The organism is Ruegeria sp. HKCCE4148 (assembly GCF_017872495.1).
Classification (GTDB): domain Bacteria; phylum Pseudomonadota; class Alphaproteobacteria; order Rhodobacterales; family Rhodobacteraceae; genus Ruegeria.
The window spans coordinates 155,844-180,228 of record NZ_JAEDOS010000003.1; the positions used below are offsets into that span (position 1 = coordinate 155,844).

At 57.2% G+C, this 24,385-nt stretch carries 20 protein-coding genes, 1 tRNA gene and 2 pseudogenes; 13 read left to right on the forward strand and 10 right to left on the reverse strand.

From position 1 onward, the window contains the following. Positions 1-104: 104 nt before the first annotated feature. The 3 genes from I9187_RS10610 to I9187_RS10620 all read right to left on the reverse strand — a co-directional run bounded on the left by I9187_RS10610 (position 105) and on the right by I9187_RS10620 (position 4,036). Positions 105-2,027 carry a DUF3604 domain-containing protein gene (locus I9187_RS10610; protein WP_171175938.1) on the reverse strand — a complete coding sequence of 641 codons (1,923 nt, stop codon included), beginning with the start codon at positions 2,025-2,027 and terminating at the stop codon, positions 105-107. 282 nt (positions 2,028-2,309) lie between these two features. Further along, positions 2,310-3,017 (reverse strand): hypothetical protein, encoded by a 708-nt coding sequence (locus I9187_RS10615; RefSeq protein WP_209940187.1) that lies wholly within the window; start codon positions 3,015-3,017, stop codon positions 2,310-2,312. A 491-nt stretch (positions 3,018-3,508) separates the two neighbouring features. Beyond that, entirely contained in the window at positions 3,509-4,036 is a 528-nt protein-coding gene (locus I9187_RS10620) for a DUF2796 domain-containing protein (protein ID WP_171235682.1), read from the reverse strand. A gap of 256 nt (positions 4,037-4,292) precedes the next feature. Here I9187_RS10620 and I9187_RS10625 point away from each other — a divergent pair, with 256 nt between their 5' ends. The 10 genes and pseudogenes from I9187_RS10625 (at position 4,293) to speB (ending at position 15,304) form a co-directional block, all read left to right on the forward strand. Further along, a complete protein-coding gene (locus tag I9187_RS10625; protein WP_171175945.1) occupies positions 4,293-5,564 on the forward strand; it encodes an imelysin family protein in 1,272 nt (423 codons plus the stop codon). 77 nt (positions 5,565-5,641) lie between these two features. Continuing rightward, positions 5,642-5,935: pseudogene (locus I9187_RS21955) on the forward strand ((2Fe-2S)-binding protein). Then, positions 5,883-6,368: pseudogene (gene bfr / locus I9187_RS10630) on the forward strand (bacterioferritin). The pseudogenes I9187_RS21955 and bfr overlap by 53 nt, the downstream one beginning before the upstream one ends. A gap of 13 nt (positions 6,369-6,381) precedes the next feature. After that, positions 6,382-7,875, forward strand: coding sequence for a di-heme oxidoredictase family protein (locus I9187_RS10635; RefSeq protein ID WP_171176273.1), 1,494 nt, complete (start codon positions 6,382-6,384; stop codon positions 7,873-7,875). A gap of 2 nt (positions 7,876-7,877) precedes the next feature. Beyond that, positions 7,878-8,888 (forward strand): imelysin family protein, encoded by a 1,011-nt coding sequence (locus I9187_RS10640; protein WP_171175947.1) that lies wholly within the window; start codon positions 7,878-7,880, stop codon positions 8,886-8,888. Between the two features lie 3 nt (positions 8,889-8,891). Further along, entirely contained in the window at positions 8,892-9,977 is a 1,086-nt protein-coding gene (locus tag I9187_RS10645) for a DUF1513 domain-containing protein (RefSeq protein WP_171175949.1), read from the forward strand. Positions 9,978-10,078: 101 nt separating this feature from the next. Continuing rightward, positions 10,079-11,968, forward strand: coding sequence for a biosynthetic arginine decarboxylase (gene speA, locus I9187_RS10650; protein WP_171175951.1), 1,890 nt, complete (start codon positions 10,079-10,081; stop codon positions 11,966-11,968). A gap of 15 nt (positions 11,969-11,983) precedes the next feature. Beyond that, a complete protein-coding gene (locus tag I9187_RS10655; protein WP_171175953.1) occupies positions 11,984-13,195 on the forward strand; it encodes a saccharopine dehydrogenase family protein in 1,212 nt (403 codons plus the stop codon). 100 nt (positions 13,196-13,295) lie between these two features. Beyond that, positions 13,296-14,465, forward strand: a complete 1,170-nt coding sequence (gene nspC / locus I9187_RS10660) for a carboxynorspermidine decarboxylase (RefSeq protein ID WP_171175955.1) — start codon at positions 13,296-13,298, stop codon at positions 14,463-14,465. Next, positions 14,462-15,304 (forward strand): agmatinase, encoded by an 843-nt coding sequence (gene speB, locus I9187_RS10665; RefSeq protein ID WP_209940188.1) that lies wholly within the window; start codon positions 14,462-14,464, stop codon positions 15,302-15,304. Before nspC ends, speB begins: the two co-directional genes overlap by 4 nt. Here the strand turns inward: speB and I9187_RS10670 are convergent. After that, a complete protein-coding gene (locus I9187_RS10670) occupies positions 15,301-15,891 on the reverse strand; it encodes an HD domain-containing protein (RefSeq protein ID WP_050604869.1) in 591 nt (196 codons plus the stop codon). The two genes, speB and I9187_RS10670, sit on opposite strands and share 4 nt — an antisense overlap. A 101-nt stretch (positions 15,892-15,992) precedes the next feature. Between I9187_RS10670 and I9187_RS10675 the strand changes: the two genes are divergently transcribed. Beyond that, the gene (locus tag I9187_RS10675; protein WP_171175960.1) at positions 15,993-16,826 is read left to right on the forward strand and encodes a LysR family transcriptional regulator; all 834 of its coding nucleotides are present in this window, start codon (positions 15,993-15,995) and stop codon (positions 16,824-16,826) included. Here I9187_RS10675 and lptF read toward each other — a convergent pair. Continuing rightward, the gene (gene lptF / locus I9187_RS10680) at positions 16,823-17,962 is read right to left on the reverse strand and encodes an LPS export ABC transporter permease LptF (RefSeq protein ID WP_171727387.1); all 1,140 of its coding nucleotides are present in this window, start codon (positions 17,960-17,962) and stop codon (positions 16,823-16,825) included. The genes I9187_RS10675 and lptF overlap by 4 nt on opposite strands. 195 nt (positions 17,963-18,157) lie before the next feature. On the opposite strand from lptF, the gene I9187_RS10685 reads away from it, so the two are divergent. Then, positions 18,158-19,084 carry an alpha/beta fold hydrolase gene (locus tag I9187_RS10685; RefSeq protein ID WP_171175963.1) on the forward strand — a complete coding sequence of 309 codons (927 nt, stop codon included), beginning with the start codon at positions 18,158-18,160 and terminating at the stop codon, positions 19,082-19,084. 511 nt (positions 19,085-19,595) lie between these two features. Here the strand turns inward: I9187_RS10685 and I9187_RS10690 are convergent. Then, a tRNA-Trp gene (locus I9187_RS10690) sits at positions 19,596-19,671 on the reverse strand. A 142-nt stretch (positions 19,672-19,813) separates the two neighbouring features. Between I9187_RS10690 and I9187_RS10695 the strand changes: the two genes are divergently transcribed. After that, positions 19,814-20,518 (forward strand): DUF374 domain-containing protein, encoded by a 705-nt coding sequence (locus I9187_RS10695; protein ID WP_171175965.1) that lies wholly within the window; start codon positions 19,814-19,816, stop codon positions 20,516-20,518. On the opposite strand, the gene I9187_RS10700 is transcribed toward I9187_RS10695, so the two are convergent. From I9187_RS10700 to I9187_RS10715, 4 genes are read right to left on the reverse strand one after another with little or no spacing between them, the layout of a single operon-like run. Further along, positions 20,515-20,760, reverse strand: a complete 246-nt coding sequence (locus I9187_RS10700; protein ID WP_171175968.1) for a MoaD/ThiS family protein — start codon at positions 20,758-20,760, stop codon at positions 20,515-20,517. The two genes, I9187_RS10695 and I9187_RS10700, sit on opposite strands and share 4 nt — an antisense overlap. After that, positions 20,753-23,008, reverse strand: coding sequence for a xanthine dehydrogenase family protein molybdopterin-binding subunit (locus I9187_RS10705; protein ID WP_171175970.1), 2,256 nt, complete (start codon positions 23,006-23,008; stop codon positions 20,753-20,755). Before I9187_RS10705 ends, I9187_RS10700 begins: the two co-directional genes overlap by 8 nt. After that, a complete protein-coding gene (locus tag I9187_RS10710) occupies positions 23,008-23,487 on the reverse strand; it encodes a (2Fe-2S)-binding protein (RefSeq protein WP_171175972.1) in 480 nt (159 codons plus the stop codon). Before I9187_RS10710 ends, I9187_RS10705 begins: the two co-directional genes overlap by 1 nt. After that, entirely contained in the window at positions 23,484-24,350 is an 867-nt protein-coding gene (locus tag I9187_RS10715; protein ID WP_171175974.1) for a xanthine dehydrogenase family protein subunit M, read from the reverse strand. Before I9187_RS10715 ends, I9187_RS10710 begins: the two co-directional genes overlap by 4 nt. Between the last annotated feature and the right edge of the window lie 35 nt (positions 24,351-24,385).

Below are 24,385 nucleotides of genomic sequence, written 5' to 3' on the forward strand. Positions count from 1 at the left end.
TCGGGTTTTGCAAGAAAATGAATGCTATGAGCATTGCAGAAGTTTCAAACGACCACCGAGGTAGCGACGGCTACCTCGGCTTCGAAATCCGTGAAGCATGCAATTCACTCGGACGGCGTATACCAAATCGGCGAGGAATAAGCGCGTTCTTGATGCGTAAGAACCGCATCTTCGGGCAGGTCGATGCCATATCTCAGCTTGTCATACAGGATCCAACGCGGGGTTGGGATTTCCAGAGCGCGAACGTAATAAAATGCCCGCGCATTCGGATCGAAATCCGGGTCTGACCAAACGGTGACAAGTTCGGCGGTTCCGATTGTGTTGGTCCAACTGGCGGTGTCTACATCCACGGTGTTTCCAACGGCGGGGATTTTGCCGTTTTCGTCAGCTTCGCGGTTATCCGACCAGGCGACGTCATAAACCTTCTCTTGCAGCGCGCCTTCGGAATCCAGCCACCCTTTGATCACCTGCACGCGATCCAGATTGGCACCAACCGGGTCGCGCAATGCGGCGATCAGGAAGCTGGGCGCACCATCGCCCTCGCGCGGGCGCAGGTCCGAACCCATTGGCACACCTTTGGTGTAGCCCACATTCGCAAGGAAGCGGGTTTCAACATCGGCATCGCTGAAGCCCCAACCACCAAAGAACCGCAGGCCAATCCGCGGTCCCGTGGTTGCGTAAGTCTCGCGTCGCTTGAACGCATCGAAGATCGCGGAACGCGTATTCTCGGTCGCCCAAACAGCCGTGTATCCGGACGCCACAAGAAGGTCGCCGGGAATTTCGCCTAGATCATTTGCAATGAAAGGATGTTTGATCCGAGATGCAGAAGGCTCGACACTGACGGACTTCCCAAAAAAGTTGTCTTCCTCGGCAGTGGCCAAAGACGTATGACTGTCCGTCGCCCCGCCCATACCGAACTTATAGGGGTTCACTCCGAACTTTTCTTCCAGCATCAAACCGCGCTTCAGGGCTTCGCGCGCGTATTCTCCGGCTAGCATATCATCGGTCTTCAACTCGGTAATATCGAGATTGCCAACGTCCCAGTTTTCATAATCCGCAAATTCGTCATCTGGGCTCAGGAACGGGTGCGCCTCACCATCACCTTTGATTTGAGTGACCTCATAGTGGGGTTCCCATTTTGCGCGGGCCGCAACGTATTCTTCGTCAACCTTGCCGCCGTGATACGTGTCTTCGGTAGGGAACATCCATCCGTTCGACAAGTTACCGTTATGGGCAAAGGCAACGGCGCGTCCCCCTGTTTTCTCCTGATACTCTTCAAGCCAAGCATAAAGCGACTTTGGGTCTGTATCGCCGTAGGGGGGTTGCGTGACCGGGGGCACCATTTGCAAGGCCCGGATCGGCCCGTCACGCAGCATGACGTTTCGGTGCAGGTTGAATCCCTTGGGGACCGAGGTCCACTCGAATCCGATGAACGCCGTAAAGTTACCCGGATCATTATGACGCTCGGCCGCCAGAACGATATGCTCCCAAGTGAAGGCAAAAGCGTCGGCGCCCGGGCTGTACGACTCAAGAAGAACTTCCGGCAAGGTCATTTGCGAAAAGTTGGTGATGATATCAAAGGCAGTTTTCCCCGCCTCTTCGCCGCCCGCTTTGTAACCTTCGTACCATTCCAGACCTTTTGGGTCAGCAAGAACACCGGGCTTGCCGGCTTGTAGATCCGGGGCAAACCCCATCAGGTCCGTGTGGTCAGTCAGAACCATCCAATCCAATGGTCGGGCCAGCCGTACAGCTTGGCCTGTCGAGGAAATGACCTGCTCGCCTTTTGCGAACCGCCACGCTTCGTCAGGCAACAAGGTGTTTCCAAAGGCACCGGCATCAAGGGACAATCCGGTGTGCAAGTGTGTGTCGCCCCAGAGGGGACGTTCCGGAAAGGTACGCTGCGCATAAGGGGAATACGGTTGATCAGAAAACAGGCCTTCAGCTGCCTGTTCGCTCGGAACGGCGTCAGCCAGACCGTTTGTTGGTGCCAAAAGCAACGATAGAATACAGATGGAAATTCGATTCATAGTGCCCCCCTAATGCAATAATTCATGGCGAAATCGCAGAGCTTTCAGTAGCTCTTTTTATATTCGATTTTGTTCATAACATACCTGGCCAACCCGTGTTAATTGATTTGTTCGTAAGGTCATTTTCGGTGCCGGCCATCAAGGTCGGAGGGCGTAGATCCAACGCTGGTCAGAAGCCCCAGAAGTGCAATCAGGCAGTCCGTTCCGGGCTTGGGTCTGCCAGCAGAGGGATTGGACAAACAAAGTTCCCTCCCGATACTGATCGGCAATTCCAAAACCAACCTACTCAGTTGACAATTCAGTTCCCAAAACGAAGTTGATCATAAACTGAGTTGCAGGGTCTGTTTCTTCCTCAGCAGCCAAAGCCTCAAACTGTTGATGTAAAACCGTTCGCCCCCAACCCCGCGTTCCAACAGCAATTTGGACGGCCAAGTCACTATTCCCGGTTAACGCCTCAGACAGAGTTCGTACGGCTTCTGGTCTCAACCTTGGCTGCGTTGAACCGGCCTCGGTCAACGCGCGGATCAGCAATTTCTTGTCTTCTGACGCCCTTTGTGGATTCTGAAGCGCAAGGCCAATCGCTCTGATTGCAGATGTATTTTCAGCCTCTATCCCAGCTAGGGCCCATTCGTAGCCGTTGAAACCACCGGACTTCAAGGACTTGGCGAAGCCGGAGCGTATGACTGAACGCGCGTGAGGATCAGTTTTTAACCCCAGCAAACGAATTGCGGCCGACCTGCAGGCAAAGCGGTTCAAGTCATTCAACTCGCTCACAATCTGCTCTGTCGAATACCTGCCACCCAAGGGACGCACGCGTTCATACGGCGCAAGGCCGATTTCGACCAATGCCATGTTATGCAGCGCTTGATCCGGGTGCCACAGGTATTCAGCAAAGAACAAAACTCGCTCTGCGCTGTCTCTTTCTCCATAGGCCCACAGCCGACCCGTGGTTTGAAGTTTCTCAAAAAACGCAGTTCGGTCCGGGTTCATTATGAATATGCGCTGCCACGCCCTTGAAAGTCCGCGGCCAGCGTTATCCCTGTAAGTCGGCCCATACGTGAGCAGAACGGTTCGCGTCGGATCGGCACGGAATGCTCTGCGCGTAACACTATCAATCAAAAAAGGGATTTCCGGCACAGCACTAAGACGTTCGGGACTTCCTTTAAGGATTTTGCGCGCTGTAAATCTGAATGGATTTTCTGTTGTCGGGCCAGCCAGCACAATGACTTCCGCCGATAGTATGTGATCCGCGATGGATGCGTCCGGCAGGTCTGTACAAACTACACAGGCATATGAAGCCCGAGGCGCAACCAGCCCGAGAATGCATATCAGAATTGCAAGATGCTTTCGCAGCATCGGGCATACAATCTTGATTATCCAGCTTTGAACAGCCATCGGTAAATACAGTTACCAAAAAAGATGGTTTGACGGAATGCTGTCGATGTCTTTGGTCATCGCGTCGCCCGAAGCCATCGATATTTCTACGGAAAAATCACTTCGGGCGCGGCGCGCGTAGCTTCACGGGTTTGTTCCGTCCCATCAGCTTTAATGCGGACAGTCAGCGTTTCCGATCCGCTGAAACGGTCGAAATAAGCAAAATCGAACCTGTCCAGCGCGCTCATGTCCTGACATTGAACGACATAGTCCGCCTGAAATTCCGCATGACTTTCGTCGGTCGGCGATCCGCTGGACGCGCGGCCCGTATCGTTCTGATCCACAATCTGGTGCATTAGGATCACATTGGCAGAAGTCGTGAAGCATCCTGCTTCGAGCGGGACAACAAACAGGTCAAGCGGCTTGGACAGCTCGGACATCGCGATTGCAACTTTCGCGCGCTCATCGTCGTTGGAGATCGGAGCTTCGAACCCCACGACATCCACGGTTGGCACCTTGAGTTTCAGGGAAAACCCGGTCTGGGACAAGACAACATCCAGTCGACCAGCATCACGGTGATCAGGCGTTGTAACTTGCGTCGCTTGCGCCGCAAGAGCTGCGGGGAGCAGGGACATGGCCAAAACTGCACACTTCATCAACCAAACCACCACAAACAGAATCACCGCGTCAATTCTAACGGGAAGCACCCGCCGCGCAATCGCAACCGCCCGCTCCGGCCCTACCAGATATGGGGAGTGTAGCGTCACTTAAACATAGATTCCAAACCTGACAATAAAACTCAGGTTGACATTGTTGACTATTTCACTCAGTTACTCAAAGGCAATATCAGCGGGGCATTCCCGCACGAGTAGATAAGAAAGTACCACTTCCATGACAAAAATGTTTGCTGCAGCCAGCTCTCTGACACTTTGTGCAGCGACCGCTGCATTTGCCGCTGATGCGCCCGTGAAAACGGATGTGCTTGAAAACTACGCCAATATTGCCGAAGCGAAATTTGAAGACAGCCTCATTGCCGCGCAGAGTTTGCAATTATCGGTCGATGCCCTGATTGCCGATCCGTCGGATGACACGCTGAACACAGCCCGTGCGGCATGGATCGCGGCGCGCGTACCCTATCAGCAAACCGAGGTTTATCGCTTTGGCAACGCCATCGTTGATGACTGGGAAGGCAAAGTGAATGCGTGGCCTCTGGACGAAGGTCTGATCGATTATGTGGATGCGGCCTATGGCGGCGCCACCGACGAGAACGAATTCGCCGTTTTGAACGTCATCGCCAACCCTAGCTTCGAGTTGTCGGGCATGCCCATTGACGCGAGCGAAATTACCCCCGAACTGCTGAGCGAAACGCTGCACGAGGCCGATGGAATCGAAGCCAACGTGGCAACAGGCTATCATGCGATCGAGTTCCTGCTATGGGGGCAGGATATGAATGGCCACGGCGCAGGTGCAGGCAACCGCCCGGCCACCGACTATGCGAAAGGCGATGACTGCACCGGCCGCAATTGTGACCGTCGCGCCCAATATCTGAGTGCTGCTACCAATCTGTTGGTCACTGATCTTGCCTGGATGGCAGATCAGTGGAAGGAAGGCGGAGCAGCCCGCGCCGCCCTGATGGAGAACGAAGCCGCAGGCATCAGTGCGATCCTGACAGGCATGGGGTCACTGTCTTACGGTGAGCAGGCCGGTGAAAGGATGCGTCTGGGGCTTATGCTGAACGATCCAGAAGAAGAGCATGACTGCTTTTCGGACAACACCCATAACAGCCATTACTACGATGGCCTGGGTGTCCAGAACGTCTATCTGGGCAGCTACACACGCATCGACGGCACCCCGGTTTCGGGCGCGTCCCTGTCGGATCTGGTTGTCGCAACCGACCCGGCGCTGGATACCGAGATGAAGGCGAAACTGGCCAGAACCATGCAAGCATTGGGCAAGATCAAGTCGACCGCCGAAGCGGGGTTTGCCTATGATCAGATGCTGGAACGCGGCAACGAAGGTGGCGAAGCCCTGATCATGGGTGGCGTCAACGGTCTGGTCGATCAAACCAAAACCATAGAACGCATCGTGACAGCACTTGAACTGGACGGGATCGCGTTTGAAGGGTCCGACAGCCTGGATAACCCCAACGCCGTTTTCCAATAACCCCCGAGCGGGCCGGGAAGATCTGTTTCCCGGCCCATATCCCCACCTGATCGCCTGAAAAAACCGAGCCAACGACAATGATTGTCTGCCACTGCACCAACATCTCCGATCATGATATCCGCGCGACCATTGACTGGATGCGATCGGCGGACCCGTAGACAGTAATCACCCCCGGTAAAATCTATCATGCCCTTGGAAAGTCGGCGGATTGAGGCGGGTGCATGCCCCTTGTCCTAGCCACGATGCGGTCAAACGATAGTCTGGAATTACCGATGCAGCTCCGCGCTTTGCGTGCCGGAGTAACACAGGAGAAAGCAGATGAAAGGCGATCCAAAGGTCATCGAATACCTCAACAAGTCTCTGCGGAATGAGCTGACCGCCGTAAGCCAGTATTAGCTGCATTATTGGCTGCAAGAGGATTGGGGTCTTGGACATATGGCCAAGAAAAGCCGCGAGGAAAGCATCGAAGAGATGCAGCACGCGGACAAACCGATCGAGCGGATCATCTTTTTGGAAGGCCACCCCAACCTGCAGAAACTGGACCCGTTGCGCATTGGACAAACGCCCAAGAAAACACTGGAATGTGACCTTGCTGCCGAGTTGGACGCGCGTGCTCTTTATGCCGAAGCACGCGATCATTGCCGCAAAGTGGGCGACTATGTCTCAATGTCGCTTTTCGAAGGATTGATAGCGGATGAAGAAGGTCATATCGACTTCCTCAAAACGCAGCTCGACCTGTACGAGAGAATCGGCGAAGCCAATTATGCACAACTCAACGCGTCAAAAATGGACGAAGGTGAGTAGCCTTTTTGCCTTGATGGTGGCCGCTTTTGCGGCTGCCCCTGCCCTGTCTGCCGATCTGAAGGATCTGCATCTGAACATCACCCCTCGAACCACGGATGAACGCGCCCGCATCGCCGGCGTCACAGCCCCACCGCAGGACTTCAGCGCACCGCAGCCGTTTGAAGAGCTCTCTGCCGGGGCCGCGACTGTACGAGTGCGCAATGACGCAGATGCGTTTTCACAGCCCTCTGGCAATCTGAGCTTCGATCAAGAGCTGGACTTCAAGGTCGGCAATGGGTTGTTCAAAAAAAAATGGGTCTCGTCGCCTTCCTCCACGCTGGCCTCTGACGGGTTGGGGCCGCTGTTTAACGCACGATCCTGCCAACGCTGCCATATCAAGGATGGACGCGGGCATACCCCGAACGGGCTTGAAGACAAGGCGATTTCCATGTTCCTTCGGATCTCGATCCCCGGAGCGCCAGAAGATGGCTATGCCGAGATCGCAGACTATGTCGCCACCCTTCCCGAGCCCACCTATGGCGGACAGATGCAGGATTTTGCACTAGCAGGGCATCCGGCGGAGTACCGGCTGGATATCTCGTACGAGGAAATCCCGATCGCGTTGTCAGGGGGTGAAACCGCGTCACTGCGCCGCCCAACCTACCGGGCAGCCGACCTTGGCTACGGGCCCCTGCACCCCGAGGCGATGCTAAGCCCACGGGTCGCCCCTCAGATGATCGGGCTTGGCCTGCTTGAGGGGATCCCAGTCGAAGATCTATTGGTCAACGCTGATCCTGAAGATGCGGATGGGGATGGCATTTCGGGTCGTCCCAACATCGTCTGGTCCTTGGAATATGGCGCACCGATGATGGGTCGGTTCGGGCATAAAGCGGGAATGCCGACAATCATGGAACAATCGGCTGCGGCATTTGCCGGGGATATTGGAATCTCCAGCCCACTTTATCCTGCCCCGCAAGGCGATTGCACCGAATTGCAGGTGAATTGCGTTGAAGCACCTCATGGCGACAATGATTTGCGCGGGTTCGAGATTGATCAGTTGGGCATGGACCTGGTGGCCTTCTACAGTCGCAATCTGGGGGTGCCCGGTCGCCGGGATGTAGACAGCCCCGAAGTGCTGCGCGGCAAGGAAGTATTTCACGCCACCGGTTGCGCTTCCTGCCACACGCCGTCGCATGTCACCCACCGCATGGACGACCGGCCCGAACATAGTTTTCAGCTGATCTGGCCCTATACCGATCTGCTGCTGCATGACATGGGCGACGGTCTGGCAGACAATCGCCCCGAGGCCCGCGCAACGGGCCGCGAATGGCGCACACCGCCCTTGTGGGGTGTCGGCCTGACTGAACGCGTCTCGGGCCACACTCAGTTCCTGCATGACGGGCGGGCGCGCAATCTGTTAGAGGCGATCCTATGGCATGGCGGCGAAGCACAAGCTGCACGCGATAGCGTGGTGTCGATGCCCAAACCGGACCGCGATGCCCTGATCCGTTTCCTGGAGAGCCTTTAAACATGCGTTACCTTCCTCTCCTCGCTGCGTTGATAATGCCCGTCGTGTCACTGGCACAAGATCGCGCCCCAATCCTGATGGATGTGACCGAAACGCATATCCTGCCTCGGTTCGACAAGCTGCCAGAGACAACAGGTGCTCTGGTCAGTGCCGCGTTGGTGGATTGCACCCCGACCTCACCCGGGCTGCGTGCCGCATATGGTGACGCCTTCGACAGCTGGATTTCCGCCAGCCATCTGCGATTTGGCCCAACCGAGGTAGATGACCGCGCTTTCGCAATGGCTTTTTGGCCCGACACGAAAGGTTTCACCTCCAAGGCGCTGTCGCAACATATCGCCAGTAAGGATGAAGCGGTCCAAAGCCCCGAAGCTTATGCCGAGACGTCCGTCGCAGGGCGCGGTTTCTTTGCGCTGGAACAGATGCTTTACGACCCCGCCTTTGCTGATCAGGGCGACGCAGAATACCGCTGTGCTCTGATTCAGGCTATCACGGCGGATATCAGTGCCAACGCACAAGCAATGGCCGAAGACTGGCTGAGCTATGCCCCAAACCTAACCCGACCCGGAGAGGACAGTCGCTATCGGACGCAGGATGAGGCGATGCAGGAGTTATTCAAAGCCCTGTCTACAGGTCTTGAGTTCACCGCCGAAACCCGGCTGGGTCGTCCATTGGGCACATTCGACCGCCCCCACCCCAACCGCGCAGAAGCACGCCGGTCCGAGCGGTCCCTGCACCACATAGAGCTCTCGCTGATCGCCCTGCGCGATCTGGCCGCCCGACTGTCCTTCGATTACCCCGAAATCGCAGTCGATCTGGACGCTGCCTTTGAACGCGCAATCGAGAACGCCCAGTCTATTGATGATCCGGCCTTGGCGGGTGTTGCCGACCCGCAAGCGCGGTTCCGCATCGAGGCCCTGCAACAATCCATTCGCGATATCCGCACCATTGCCTCCACCGAACTTGGCCCGACACTGGGGATCAGCGCAGGTTTCAATTCGCTGGACGGAGATTGATCCATGCCGTCACGCCGTCACTTCCTGGCCGGTCTGACCGCAGCCACTCTCTCGCCGATCCGCGGCTGGGCTTCGGTTGGGGCGCCCGACTTTCTGGCTGCAGGGCTGTTTCCCGATGGTTCACATAGGCTGGCGGGTCTGAATGAGCAGGGCGAAACCCTGTTCTCGGTGCCCTTGCCTGCGCGTGGGCATGCCGCCGCAGCGCATCCGTTCAAAGCACAGGCCGTAGCTTTTGCCCGTCGCCCCGGAACATTTGCCGTGGTGGTCGACTGCGCCACCGGCGCGCAGATTGCGCAACTCACCGCTCCTGAGGGCCGCCATTTCTATGGCCATGGCACCTTTTCACCCGATGGTACAACTTTCTTCGCGACCGAGAACAACTATGAGGCCGGAATAGGAGTCATAAGTGTCTGGAACGCGGACAGCTTTGTACGGATAGCAGAGTTTCCCTCGGGTGGCGTCGGACCGCATGACATGCGCTTGATGCCCGATAGGCAAACGCTGGTGATTGCCAATGGCGGGATCCAGACACATCCCGAAACCGGGCGCACCAAACTGAACCTGCCGGTGATGGACCCCAATCTGACCTATCTGAGCCTTTCCGGCACTTTTCTTGAGCAGATTTCCTTGCCCCGATATCTACACAAGAACTCGATCCGGCATCTGGCCGTTCGACAAGACGGGCTGGTGGGCTTTGCGATGCAGTGGCAGGGCAGCACGTCTGAACACCCGCCGCTGCTGGGCCTGCACCGTCTCGGCGAAGCCCCGCGCCTGCTGTCGGCCCCCGACAAGGATCAAAGCATGCTCCAAGGCTATGCGGGGAGTGTCGCGTTTTCGGCGGACGGTACGGCCATTGCCATCACTTGCCCGCGCGGCAATGTACTACATCAGTTTGACGTCACCAACGGGACCTTTGCGAATGCCCATGCATTAGAGGATGTCTGCGGCTTGGGTGCAGGGTCAGACGGGTTGGTCTTTACCACCGGAACTGGCTTGTTTGGTACTTTGACCGGTTTGTCCCCTATGATCCGCGCCCACGCACACTGTCAGTGGGACAATCACCTGATACCGATCCGCCACCCTGAGTAAAACTCGGTTTTCTTCGTCACTTAGTTTACACTTGGAAGAATCAAACTGCTGCCGTATTGGCGGGCGCGAAACTGGCACCCTTACGTTAAGGATCAACTTGATTGAAACAGACGCCCGATGCACCGCATTCCATCTACGGGATTGAGAAATGGGGCAAAGGCCTCATCGAGGTGACGGATCAGGGCGAGATCGGTCTGCGCAACCCCATGTCGCCAGAGACAGCAGCGATCAGCCTGCTGGGTATTATCAGCGATTTAGATGACCGTGGCATCAAAGCCCCCATGGTTCTGCGCGTGACCTCTTATTTGGAACATGAAATCGCGCATCTGAACGATAGCTTCCGCGAGGCCATCGCGCGTGTTGGGTACAAGGGATCCTATCGCGGCGTTTTCCCGATCAAGGTGAACCAGCAGGCACAGGTCGTCGACCGGATCGTCGAGTTCGGTAAGAAGTACAACTATGGCCTCGAGGCCGGGTCCAAGCCTGAACTGGTGGTAGCCCTTGCGCATCGACTGGCGTCTGAGGCGCTGATCGTCTGCAACGGTGTCAAAGATGCCGAGTTCATCCAGCTGGCGATCCTGTCTCGTAAGATTGGTTTCAACACAGTCATCGTTTTGGAAAGCCCGAAAGAGGCCGACACGGTGATCAAGGTCTACAACGAACTGGGCATCGAACCTCTGATCGGTGTCCGGGTCAAACTGACCAACCAGATCAGCGGCAAATGGGAAGAAAGCTCGGGCGACCGCTCGGCCTTTGGCATGAACACGGATCAACTGGTCGCTACGGTGGACAAGCTGCGCGACGCAGGGCTGTTGCATTGCCTAAAGCTGCAACACTCGCATCTGGGCAGCCAAGTTCAGGACGTCAACGATGTGCGCCGTGCTGTGGGCGAAGCCTGCCGGTACTACACCGAGTTGACCCGTGAAGGCGTGCCGCTGACCCATCTCGACCTCGGCGGCGGCATGGGAGTGGACTATACCGGCGAGAAGAAGGCCGCCGAAAACTCGATCAACTACACGGTCGAAGAATACTGCGCCAACGTCGTTGAAACCGTGGCCTATGCAATGGATGAGGCCGAAATCGACCACCCCACGTTGGTCACCGAAAGCGGGCGCGCAGTGGTGGCGACGTCCTCAATGCTGGTGTTCAACGTGCTGGAAAGCACATTGTATGATGCGCCAAACGGCCCCGAGGTTGAGCCCGATGATCACCACATGGTCTCGGACCTTGCTGCAGTGCGTGGATATCTCAGCAAAGATCGCCTGCAGGAATGCTGGAACGACGCCACCTTCTATCGCAACGAGTTGCGCGCCCTGTTCCGCCGTGGCTATGTCGACTTGCGGCAGATGGCCCGCGCCGAACGCATCTACCTGTCCCTGATGGCGCGTCTCAAGGCGCTTGCTGCCAGCGACGATCTGGAAACGGATGTGGATGATCAGCTTGAGAAAGTGGCCGATATCTACCACTGCAATTTTTCGCTGTTCCAATCCCTGCCCGACGTCTGGGCCATCGACCAGCTCCATCCAATCGTGCCGCTGCAGAGTCTTAACCGGACACCCGACCGCCGCGCGGTGCTGTCCGACATTACCTGCGACAGCGATGGCAAGATCGACCGCTTCATCCTGGCCGACGGCGTCTCGCCCAGCCTGCCGGTGCATTCTCTGCCCGAAGATCAGGAATACTTGATGGGTGTCTTCTTCGTCGGCGCCTATCAGGAAACGCTGGGCGATCTGCACAACCTGTTCGGCGACACCAACGTCGTCACCATCGACCTGCGCGCCGATGGCGGCTTTGACTTGTTGCACGAACAAGAAGGCGACACGATTTCCGAAGTCTTGTCTTATGTCGAGTTCGACCCGCAGGATTGTGTCGCCGCCTTCCGCAAAATGGTGGACGAGGCGATCTCGACCGGTACTCTGAAAGCCAAGGACCGCAAAACCCTGATGAGCGCCTATCGCGGCTCGATCAACGGCTACACCTATTACGAATAATTAGGAGACGACCCAATGGGAAAAACACTGGTTGTCGGTGCAGGCGGCGTATCCCACGCAGCCGTGCACAAGATGGCGATGAACTCGGACATCTTTACCGAAATCACCCTGGCCAGCAGGACCAAGTCAAAATGCGACGCCATCGCCAAAGCGGTGAAAGAGCGCGTGGGTGTTGAAATCGCAACCGCCGAACTGGACGCCTACAAGGTCGAAGACACAGTCAAGCTGATCAAGGACACCGGCGTGGAAATCCTGGTGAACCTCGCCCTGCCCTATCAGGATCTGGTGCTGATGGACGCCTGCCTTGAGGCCGGTATTCACTACCTCGACACCGCAAATTACGAGCCCGAGGATGAGGCCAAGTTCGAATACCATTGGCAATGGGCCTATCAGGAACGGTTCAAAGAGGCCGGCCTGACCGCCATCCTCGGTTCGGGCTTCGATCCAGGCGTGACCAGCGTGTTTGCCAAATGGCTGAAAAAACACAAACTGGACACGATCCGCCAGATCGACGTGCTGGACGCCAATGGCGGCTCGAACGATCAGGAATTCGCCACCAACTTCAACCCAGAAATCAACCTCCGCGAGGTTCTGGCCGAGGTGCGCCACTGGGAAGGTGGCGAGTGGAAACACTCCCCCGCCATGACCCACAAGGTCGAGTTCGACTTTCCTGCCATCGGCCCCAAGAACATGTATCTGATGTATCACGAGGAACTGGAATCGCTTTCGACCCACTTCCCCGAGATCGAGCGTGCCCGCTTCTGGATGACCTTCGGCGACGCCTACATCACCCACGCAAAAGTGCTGGAAAACGTAGGCATGACCCGCATCGACCCGGTGATGCATGACGGCAAGGAAATCATTCCGATCCAGTTCCTGAAAACCCTGCTGCCCGATCCCGGCGATCTGGGCGCGGAAACCAAAGGCAAGGCCTGCATCGGCGATATCGCCACGGGTCAGGCCAAGGACGGCTCGGGCGAAAAGACCTTCTACATCTACAACATCTGCGACCACGAAGAATGCTATGCCGAGGTAGGATCACAAGCCGTCAGCTACACCACTGGCGTTCCCGCCATGATCGGTGCCGCCCAGGTACTAAAAGGCAACTGGCGTGAGCCGGGCGTGTGGAACATGGAACAACTCGACCCTGATGACTTCATGGATATGCTGAACGAACACGGTCTGCCATGGCAGGTCCACGAACTCGACCGCCCGGTCGAATTCTGACTAACCAGTGGGGATATCGCTCCCCTTCTTCTTGTTCACAAATACGGCGGGGGTCCGGGGGCAGAGCCCCCGGCCTCTCCACAACCCAGAGACGCCGGACATGCCCGACATGATGACCACGCAGGCCGGAGACGCAGGTGCCTTGCGCAATTTCGACCTCACCCTCGTCCCCACGCCCTGCTTTGTGGTCGACGAAAAAGCCGTCGAACGCAACCTGACCATCCTTTCCGACATTGGCACGCAATCCGGCGCACATGTCCTAAGCGCGCTGAAGGCGTTTTCGATGTTCTCGTTGGCACCTTTGGTGCGTCAGCATCTCGGCGGCACCTGCGCGTCCGGCATCTATGAGGCCCGCCTGGGTCGCGAGGAATATGGTGGAGAGGTTGCCACCTTCTGCGCGGGATACAAAGACGCCGACATAGATGAAATCCTATCGCTTTCGAACCACATCATCTTTAACTCTCCGGCACAAAAGGACCGGTTTCTTGCCAGGGCTCAGGCTGCCAAGGTGCAAGTCGGTCTGCGCATCAACCCGGAACATTCCGAAGGCGAAATTCCAAAATACGATCCCTGCGCCCCCTGTTCGCGGCTTGGAACCCCAGTGAGTCAATTGACCACCGAGGCTTTGGCCGGTGTCGATGGCCTGCATATGCACACGCTCTGCGAACAAGGGTTCGAACCGCTTCAACGTACCTGGGAGGCCGTTCAACCCAAAATCGCCCCCTTTATGGGCCAACTCAAATGGCTGAACTTCGGCGGTGGCCATCATATCACCCGTGACGATTACGACCGCGAAGGGCTGGTTGCCTTCATCAAAGCCATCCGCGAGTCCCATGGCGTCGAGGTCTACCTCGAGCCCGGTGAAGCCGTCGCGTTGGATGCGGGTATTCTGGTTGGGGAAATCCTCGACCTGCCGAAAAACGGCATGAACCTCGCAATTACTGATATCTCAGCCACATGTCACATGCCCGACGTGATCGAAGCCCCCTATCGCCCCGCCCTGATGGACGAGGCCGAGGCGGGCCATACCTACCGCTTGGGTGGTCCCTCCTGTCTGGCCGGCGACGTGATCGGCGACTACACTTGGGACAAGCCATTGCAGATCGGTCAGCGGTTCGCCTTTCTTGATCAGGCCCATTATTCAATGGTCAAAACCAACACCTTCAACGGCGTTCCCCTGCCAACCATCGCCTTGTGGAACAGCGAAACGGACGAACTGAAAATCATCAAAAAGTTCGGCTATAACGACTTTAAGGACCGCCTCTCATGAGCATTTTCCTCGATAGTGAACTGACCGAAGCCGAGCGTACCGAGGACGCCCGTTTTCGCGTGATCCCGGTCCCGCTGGAACGCACCGTGTCTTACGGGTCAGGCACAGCCAAAGGCCCCGAGGCGATTATCGAAGCCAGCAACGAACTGGAACGTATCACCGGCCACGCGGAACCCTGTGTCGAAGGTATCTTCACCGAAGAGCCGCTGGATTGCGACGCTGCCCTGCCCAACATCATGGAACGCCTCGCCCAACGCACCGAAGCTGCCGTCCGAGCAGGCAAAGTGCCCGTAACATTGGGAGGCGAGCATTCCCTCAGCTACGGCGCAGTGATGGGCGTGGCGCGCGCGCTGAACCAACCCATCGGTATCGTTCAAATCGACGCTCATGCTGACCTACGCAACGCCTATCAGGGCGAAAAACACAGCCACGCCTCGGTCATGCATCTGCTGGCCGAGGAAGGCATCCGTTTGGCCCAATTCGGCGTCCGCGCCTTTTCCACCGAAGAAGCCAAAAGCCGTCTGAAAAACCGTGTTTTTCATTTGGACGCAGAGGAACTGGTCACCGGAAACATCCACGCAGTCGACCTGCCCGAAGATTTCCCCGAGCTGGTCTATGTCAGTTTTGATGTCGACGGCCTGGACCCCTCCCAGATGCCCGCAACAGGAACGCCCGTGCCAGGAGGTTTGGGCTACTATCAGGCCTTGCGTCTGGTCGAACACGCACTGAAGGGCCGCATATGCGTAGGTTTCGACGTGGTCGAACTGGCCCCGGACGGCAATGCCGCCTGGGACTTCACTGCCGCGCAGATCGTTTATCGCCTGATGGCGGCCTGCTAAGCGTCAGAGGTTTCGTTCAACTCCATATGCCCCTCGCCTTTGTTCAGGACACGGCGCAGCATGGGCTCGAAAAACTCCAACGGTTTGGTCGGATAATCCGGGTCGAACGCTTTCTGATCGTATTCGTGACAGAAATAGCGGCAGTCCTCCCAATAGGGGCTGTCGCGGTACTTGTCGCGCGCGTTGCGATCACCGCCCAAGTGGTGGTTGTAATAATAGCCCTGAAACACACAGTGATGTTTGAGAATCCAATAGGTTTTCTCGCTGACATAGGGCTTCATCATCGCCGCTGACAGCTCACCATGGTTGTAGGGTGACAGAATATCGCCAGTGTCATGGATCAGGGCCGCGACCACCAACTCTTCATCTGCCCCGTCTTCATACGCGCGCGTCGCGGCCTGCAGGCTGTGTTGATAGCGGTTCACGGGATAGGGTGTCCATTCCTCGTCCAATGACCGAATGGCGTCGAGGATTCGGTCCGGCAAAGCTGCATTATACGCTTCCTCATATTCCAATACGGCGTCCCAGTCGGCCTTGGTCGCTTCTTCAAAACTAGTCCAGGTCGGCTTGTGGCTTTTATCCAGCATGGTTGTTTCTCCGGCGTGTTTCCTGCCCCGCAGAATACAGCGAGTCTCCTACTCAAAAAAATGAATTGATTTTATCACTTCGATGAAAAAATACTTTCAATATGCAAACCAAAGCTCTTGAGACTTTTCTATGTGTTGCTGAAACGGGTGGGTTCCACGCGGCGGCCCGAAAGCTGAACGTGACCCAGACAGCCGTTAGTGCCCGCATTCGCCTGATCGAGGAGGAAACCGGCAGACCGCTTTTCACACGTGGTGCCGGTGGCACGGCGCTGACTGGATTCGGGCAGCAATTCAAGCCTTATGCTGAGCAGATGCTGTCGCTATGGGCGTTTGCCTCGCGCGAATTACCTGATCAGACCCAAAGCCGCCCTGCGCTGCGCCTGGGTGGGCAACTCAGCATATGGGACCCATTGCTGGTGGACCTTGCCGTACGCTTTGAACAGCGCTTTGACAAGCTTCTACTGACGCTCAACTACGACCACGATCTGAACATGATCGAGGCAGTGGCAACTCATGTGCTGGATGCAGCCATCACGCATGAAAAGCCTGCGGACCGGCGGGTGACTTGGTGCGAATTGGAACCTGAGGCTTTGTCATTGGTGCAGACGCCACAGAAGCACACCGCCGAAGAGGATCTGGTTTTCGTCAATCTTGAGCTGGGCGAAGTCTATCAGGACCATGTCAGATCCGCCGCGCGACAGGCGTCTGGTCAGACCCTGTTTCTGGGCAATTGCATAATGGCGCTGCGTTATGTCCTAAAACGCGGCGGACGCGGCTATTTCCCCGATTACGTCATTTCAGATCATTTGAAATCTGGCGATCTGGAACGTGTTGCAGAAAGCGTTCCATTGCGGTTGCCAGTGTACTTGGTCACACGCAGTGACCAGCCGGAACTTGACGAGCTTCTGAGTTGCCTCACCGACCTGCGCGCCTAGGCGGGCGTGACCAACGTCTTGTCCGAACGCATTCGCTTGCGCAGGATCGGACGCCCCGCGATCAACAGGAAGACACCGGAAATCAGCACCCCCATGATAGCCGGAAGATAAAGTAGGATCCAAAGCTTGGGGTCGTCGATAACGACAGGAGATACAAACCCGCGCACACCTTCGAGCAGCACCAGAATCGTGAACGCACCCAGAATTTGGGGCCAGAGTCCAAACCGCGAAAAGCTGCCCAGCATAAGTGTCGAATACCCTGCCAGGGCAACAGCGACACAAATGGCGATCCAGGAAAACCGCTGATGCAATTCTTCGACCAGCTTGCCCTCGCTATACCCTTCGGCGGCAGAAATCTCACTGCGGTTCTGAATCAGCTCAACGGTTGGGATAGCCTCAAGACTACGTTTGGCCATCGGGCTTGTACTGGTCAATTCGGAGATGTCGTATGACGCGTCCTGAAACAGGGTCGAAGATAACCGTCTGCCTTCTTTGGTCAGGCGCAGCGCCACGCCGTCAACCATAACAAGGTGAATGCCGATGTCATTGTTGACCAGATAGGCAGTGGCACTGGAGTAGCTGACCGCGTTTTCAGGATCGCGCCGGTCCGAGACAAATACCTCACGCAGTGTCCCGTCCAGATCGATCTGGCCGATATATACAGTAACATCTTCGGCCGGGTGCAGGAACTCGCCTTCGTTCAGCAACTGCGCCGTCACATCGCCAGCGACCTCTGCTTGCCGAATCTCCAATTGCTCGACCGAAGCGGGGCGCAGAAAAACACTGATTGCCGCCATCATCAGGCCGGTAATCGCCCCAAACAGAACGACGGCACGGGCTAACCTGCGAGGGCTGGAGCCCGTGGCCAGCATTACCGTCAACTCACTTTCCCGGCTCAGACGATTGGTGGCGTAAACAGCAGCAGCAAACACGGCCATGGGCATGACCGTGCGGATCAAAGTTGGCAGGGTCAGGGCAGTGAATTCCAGAAAAACCATCGCGGACTGACCACCGCTGATCACGCGGTCAAACAGGCTGACCGACCGGGTGATCCAGAACACGCCGACTAGCACAAGGGTGAAAAAGCCAAACAGAATCAGCAATTGCCGCAGGAAATATCCATCAAAGCGCGACATGGGTCCTCGTGCGTGTGTTCGTTTGCACCGGACACTAGGGCATTCGGCGGTCAGAGGAAACAGGGATTGGTTGGCCAGAGGAACCCTGTTTGCGCTTTGGCTGAAGAAGTCCAAAGCATTGATCAGAACATTGAGCTTTGTGAAAAGGGCGCTTCGTGGCACATTTCTTGGATTACTTGGAATGGAGTTTGACACATGGCCCTGTTTTTTTCCCGCCGCACCTATAACGCGCAAAAAAAGAAATTCACTTTCAAGCCCGCTGCAAAAACCAGATACGTTCACATCACGCAAAAAAGCCCGAGCGGTAAAATTCGCAAAGGCGGCATCGTCAAAAAGGCCAAATGGCTTGATCTTGTCCGCCAAGAGGGCGGAGATTCGGACGTCCTGATCTATGTCCATGGTTTCAACACCAGCCAGAAGAGTATGCTGGACCGGCTTGAAAAGATTGAAAACGGGGTAAGGGCCAACGGGTATCAGGGGGCCGTTGTGGCCTTTGACTGGCCAAGTGATGGGTCGATTCATGCGTATGACTCAGACCGCTCCGACGCCAAGGCAGTTGCCCCACACCTCGTGGGGGATGGAATTTTACCGCTGTTGGGGATGCCTTCTCGCCCAAGGGTTCACCTGATTGCACATTCCATGGGGGCTTTGGTCGTTCTGCGCGGTTTCTCGGATTTCGGGGATTCGGCTGGACCGGGAAACAAGATTTGGTCCGCGGGTCAGATCATGTTTGCGTCTGGCGATGTCGACGCAGAGTGGCTTGAAAAAGGCGCTTGGGGAGATCTGGTTCTCAAAAAGCGTAGCAAGCGATTCACCAACTATTACAGCAGCAGGGACAAGGTTTTGGCCCTGTCTGGCGGACTTGTGCATGGCGGGCGGCAACGCGTGGGTCGCGTTGGAATGCCAAAGCTGACCTCGAAAGGTCATTGGGACATTTATTGCAACGAGCAATACAAGCGCGACGTACCAAAGGCGCAGCGCAAAATGATGAAATCCCATCGCTGGTGGTTCGACAGCGACGGGTTTTATCAGGACCTTGCGCTGACGATCGGCGGGCATCCTGCAAAAACGATGCCTACTCGGCGGAAGACAAACATCGGAGACCAAGCACTGCTGGTCTGACCCCTCGGTCGCCTAGCTTTTATCCGTCGAAGCAAACTGTTTTCGCTAATGGTTAACAGTCCGTGGACGCCCCGTTGGCCACACGTTCATGTGGCAGCTGCATAACGGACCATGAAAAAGTGGCCAATTCACGCGCCACGCCTTTATTGAAACGGTTTCGACTGACGCGGGGATTTGGCGCCAACGCACAAGTAGTCAACACTGGAAGCCGCTGCACTGCACGCTCAAATACCAAAAAAAGCGACGCCGAATACGGCATCGCCACTTGGGCCGCTTGCTCCTTGGCAACTCTTCACCCAAAGAATTCCGAACTGTTTCAGGATTATCGGCAAATTTGGGCACAGAAACCGAAGCCAATCTCTCTTCCTGAAAATTCAGAATGACTTGAACCACATCGCAAGACGCGTCCCGGCGCGCTTCAGGTTGTCAGCAGTGTTTACACCTAAAAAACGTGCGAACCATTGGGCGTGCTCTGCACATTACCAAACCAAGTTCTTGCTGTGGTTTTTAATGGCAGGGGCAGCAGGGTTCGAACCCGCGACCTACGGTTTTGGAGACCGTCGCTCTACCAACTGAGCTATACCCCTGTGGTGAGCACCCAGATATGCCAGCCGCGCAGCGGACTCAAGAGGCTTTTTCAAATTCCGCTCCACTATCTTATCCGACAAACAAGTTGCGCAAAATGTGCAGTGCGCTAAGACAAGGTCCGGTCAACTAAAGGAAGCCCGAGTGAACCTCCGCAAGAAGATCGCAGACAGCGAAGTTGTGCTGAACTGGGTGGCACGTCGGATCGCCAGCTATATTCGATGGGTCAACCGCAACACGCGCTGGCAACGCATCGGGTATGAAGAACTGGACCAACTGGCTGAACAGGGAGAGCCGGTCATCGTTGTGCTGTGGCACCAGCGGCTGGCGCAGTCCCCGTATTTCTTTCCGCTGGACAAGGGCAGGATCTGTTCGATCACGTCCGCAGCCCGCGCCGGCAGCATGGTGGGCCGGGTGCAGGAACAGTTCGGCATGGACACAATCGCCATGTCCAGCCACAAGCGACACGTGGCCCTGTCGCGTGAAGTGCTTGGTAAGATGAAGCAGGGCATTTCCATCGGCATTGCTGCGGATGGGCCACGCGGACCAGAACGGGTGCTTTCAACTGTGCCTCTGGTCTGGGCGCGTACATCGGGCAAACGGGTATTTGGCATCACCTTTTCTGCGAAACACGGGCGCGAGGCCGGTACATGGGACCGCTTGCTGATGCCACGCCCCTGGCGCAATGAAGGAGTGTTTTTGTGCCGCGAATGGACCGAAACGGTGCCTCGCAAAGCCAGCGAAGAAGAGTTTGAGGCCCTGCGCCTGAGCCTTGAGCAGCACATGAACGACATCACAGCCGAAGCCGACCGGATGGTCGGGCGCGAGCCTTGGTCGCCTGATGCCTAACCGCCCCTGAGGCGTTGCATCAGATAGACTTCGCTGCCCTCAGGGATTGGTTCAGTGAGCCCGGTGGCAATGACGCGCCCGTCAATCGCGATAGAGACCCCCGCATCGATGGGGGCTTGCAATTGCGGGTGGGCCTGAACCAACGCACGTAAAAGTTCGCCGGTGGTTTTGGCCTCGACCTCCACCACCTGTTGGCCCCCGGTCAATGACCGGAGGCTAGACCAAAGGTGGACCTCAACCATTGTCCTTTAGCGCGGCCAGAATGCGCGGCGGGGACATTGGCAGTTGCTTCATCCGAACGCCAGCGGCGTTGGACACCGCATTGGCGATGGCCGCCAGCGGCGGGACAATGCCCGTTTCGCCGACACCACGAACCCCAAACGGGTGGCCGGGGTTGGGTACTTCGACAATCACCGTGTCAATCATCGGCAGGTCGCTGGCAACGGGAATGCGATAGTCGAGGAAGATCGAGTTCTGCAAGCGCCCGTCCTCGCCATAGATGTACTCCTCGTTCAGAGCCCAACCGATGCCTTGTGCGGCTCCACCCTGGAATTGACCCTCAACATAGGTCGGGTGGATCGCTTTACCGGCGTCCTGAATGACCGTGTAACGGGTGATCGAGGTCTTGCCGGTTTCAGGATCGACTTCGGCATCGACAATATGAGTGCCAAAAGACACGCCCGCACCTTCCGGGGTGGCTTCAAAGTGGCCCGAGATCGGGCCGCCGGTTGAACCCATATCCGCAGTGATGTCGGCCAGCGGCATCGGATCGAAATCGCCTGCATTGGGGCCCGAAGGCACCGCGCATCCGTCTTCCCATTTCACCGCATCAACCGGGATGCCCCACTTGGCCGCCGCGCGTTCGCATAGTTTCTCGACCGCATGTTTTGCGGCTTTGATCGTGGCCAGACCCGAGGCATAGGTCACGCGCGAGCCGTGGCTCACGTCGTTGTAACCCAGTGTCGCGGTGTCGGCGACGGTGACACGGATGTTCTCATAGGCAATGCCCAGAACCTCGGCCGCCATCAGCGCCATCGACGCGCGCGACCCGCCAATGTCAGGCGTTCCGACCATCAGCTGGGCCGAGCCATCTTCGGACAAGGCCAAAGATACGCTGGTCTCACCACCATGGTTGAACCAGAACCCGCAGGAAATCCCCCGCCCCTGCCCCGGTTTCAGCGGTGCTGCGTAATGCGGATGCGCCTTGGCAGCCTCAAGCGTTTCGACCAGACCGATGCGTTCATAGGTCGGGCCATAGCTGGCCTTGGTACCCTCATGGGCGGCGTTTTTCAGGCGCACGTCGACGGGGTCGAGACCCAGCTTGTTGCACAGCTCATCGATGACCGATTCAACCGCAAACGCCCCCATCGGCGCGCCCGGTGCCCTGTAGGCCGCCTGCTTGGGCCGGTTCGACATCACGTCATAGCCAATTTGCTTAACGTTGGTCAGATTGTAGGGCGCAAAGGCACACATAGCGGTCATGTCGCCCGGTGCGCCGGGGAACGCCCCACCTTGCAGGCGGAACACGCCTTGTGCTGCCGAAATTGTACCGTCCGTCTTCATCCCGATCTTTACATCCATCGATGCAGAAGAGGTTGGGCCGGTTGCACGGAATACTTCTGAACGCGTCATGACGATCTTGACCGGACGATTGGCTTTGCGGCTCAGCGCCAGCGCAACAGGCTCGATGAAAACGGTGGTCTTACCGCCGAACCCGCCGCCGATCTCGGACGCAGTCACCCGCAATTGCGAGGTTTCGATGCCCAGCAAAGCTGCACAGGTTTTCTGCGCAATCCAGTGGCCTTGCGTTGTGCACCACAGCTCGCCTTTACCGTCATTGCCCAGCATGCCCAGACAGGCGTGCGGTTCGATATAACCCTGGTGGGTCGCCTCGGTCACAAAGCTGTCTTCGATCACCAGATCGGCCTCGGCAAATCCGGCCTCGACATCGCCGTGACCGCTTTCATGGTAGCGGACCACGTTGGGGTGCATCCCTTCGGGTACGGAATAGTCTGCCGCGCCTTCGCGGATGATAGGTGCGTCCGAAGCCATTGCCTTGTCCACGTCGGTGACATGGGGCAGCACTTCGTATTCGACCTCGATCAACTTAAGCGCATCACGGGCCGCCAGCGCAGACGTCGCCGCCACGGCCGCCACCGCGTGACCGTCATACAGAGCTTTCTCACCCGCCATGACGTTTTCCAGAACATTCCAGAACTCGCCTTCCAGCCCCGGCTTGAACGGCACGTCGGCAAAATCCGCTCGGGTTACAACGGCTTTGACATCATTATGCGCCTCGGCCCTTGACGCATCGATCTTCACAATCCGTGCATGGGCGTGAGGAGAGCGCAGAACAGCACCGTGCAACATTCCGGGTGCCGAAATATCCGCGCCGAATTTGGCGCGGCCTGTCACCTTGTCCAGACCGTCAGGACGATTGGGGCGGGTGCCCACAAATGTGAAGTCTGATTTCCGATCGTCCAGAGCCATTACGACGCCTCCCGCATCTCAGCCGCCGTATCCATCACGGCGCGAATGATCTTGTCGTACCCGGTGCAGCGGCAGAGATTGCCTGCCAGCCAGTACCGGGTTTCCTCTTCGGTGGGGTTCGGGTTTTTCTCCAGCAGCGACTTGGCCGCCACCAGAATACCCGGAGTACAGATACCACACTGCAAAGCAGCGTATTCGATCATCTTCTTTTGCAGCGGATGCAGAACGTCGCCCTCTGCAATGCCTTCGACGGTTTCGATTTGCTTACCCTCGGCCTCGACGCCCAGCATCAGACAGGAACAGACCAGACGGCCATCAACGGTGACGGAACACGCACCGCAATCCCCGGTACCGCAGCCCTCTTTCGCGCCGGTCAGGTTCAGCTTGTCGCGCAGACAATCCAGCAAGGTTTCGCGCGGGTCGCAGAGGTATTCAACGGCGTCCCCGTTCACGGTGGTGGATACGTGGAGCTTGCTCATGCGTTTTCTCCCTTTGCACGGGCATAGGCAATTTTCGCAGCGCGCTTGGCCAGAACGCCAGCGACCTCGGTGCGGAATGCCATGGTGCCGCGTTTGTCATCGATTGGGTTGCAAGCGGCCGAGGCCGCAGCGGCCAGCGCATCCAGCGCGGCATCGTCCAGCTTGCTGCCGACAAGGGCTTTCGCGCAATCCTCGACCAGCAGAACCGTGGGAGCGATCGCCCCCAGCGACACCCGAGCCTCGGTGATGGTATCCCCGTCCAGACGCAAGCTGACACCTACACCAACCACGGCAATGTCCATTTCCGTACGCGGGATAAACCGCAGATATGCGTCGCCTGCATTCTCACCGCGCGCGGGAATGTTGACGGCGGAAACAACTTCACCCTTCGCCAGTGAGATCTTGCCGGGGCCGGTTGGGATATCCTCGACTGCAATCTCACGGGTGCCATCCGGACCAGTGACCGTGACAGTTACACCCGCTGCAACCATCGCTGGCACGGAATCAGCCGCCGGAGACCCGTTGCACAAGTTGCCGGTCAAAGTTGCACGCCCCTGCACCTGGGTGGATCCGATCAGGTCCATCGCCTCGACCACACCAGGCCAGTCCTTGCCCAGATCAGGATGCTCGCTCATCTCGGCGCCTGTAGTGGCCACACCCAGCGTCCAACTGCCATCGGCATTGCGGGTGATGTCGTGTACACCGTTGATTTTCTTGATGTCGATCAGCGTATCGGGTGTCACCAGTTCCGAGCGCAACTGCACCAAAACATCGGTGCCACCCGCCAGAAACCGAGTGATACCCGTCGCATTCGCGGCCAGAGCCGAGGCTTCGGCAAAGCTGGCGGGGCTGTGATAATCCATGAAGCTACCTCGTACCTGTTGATCAGGGATATCTG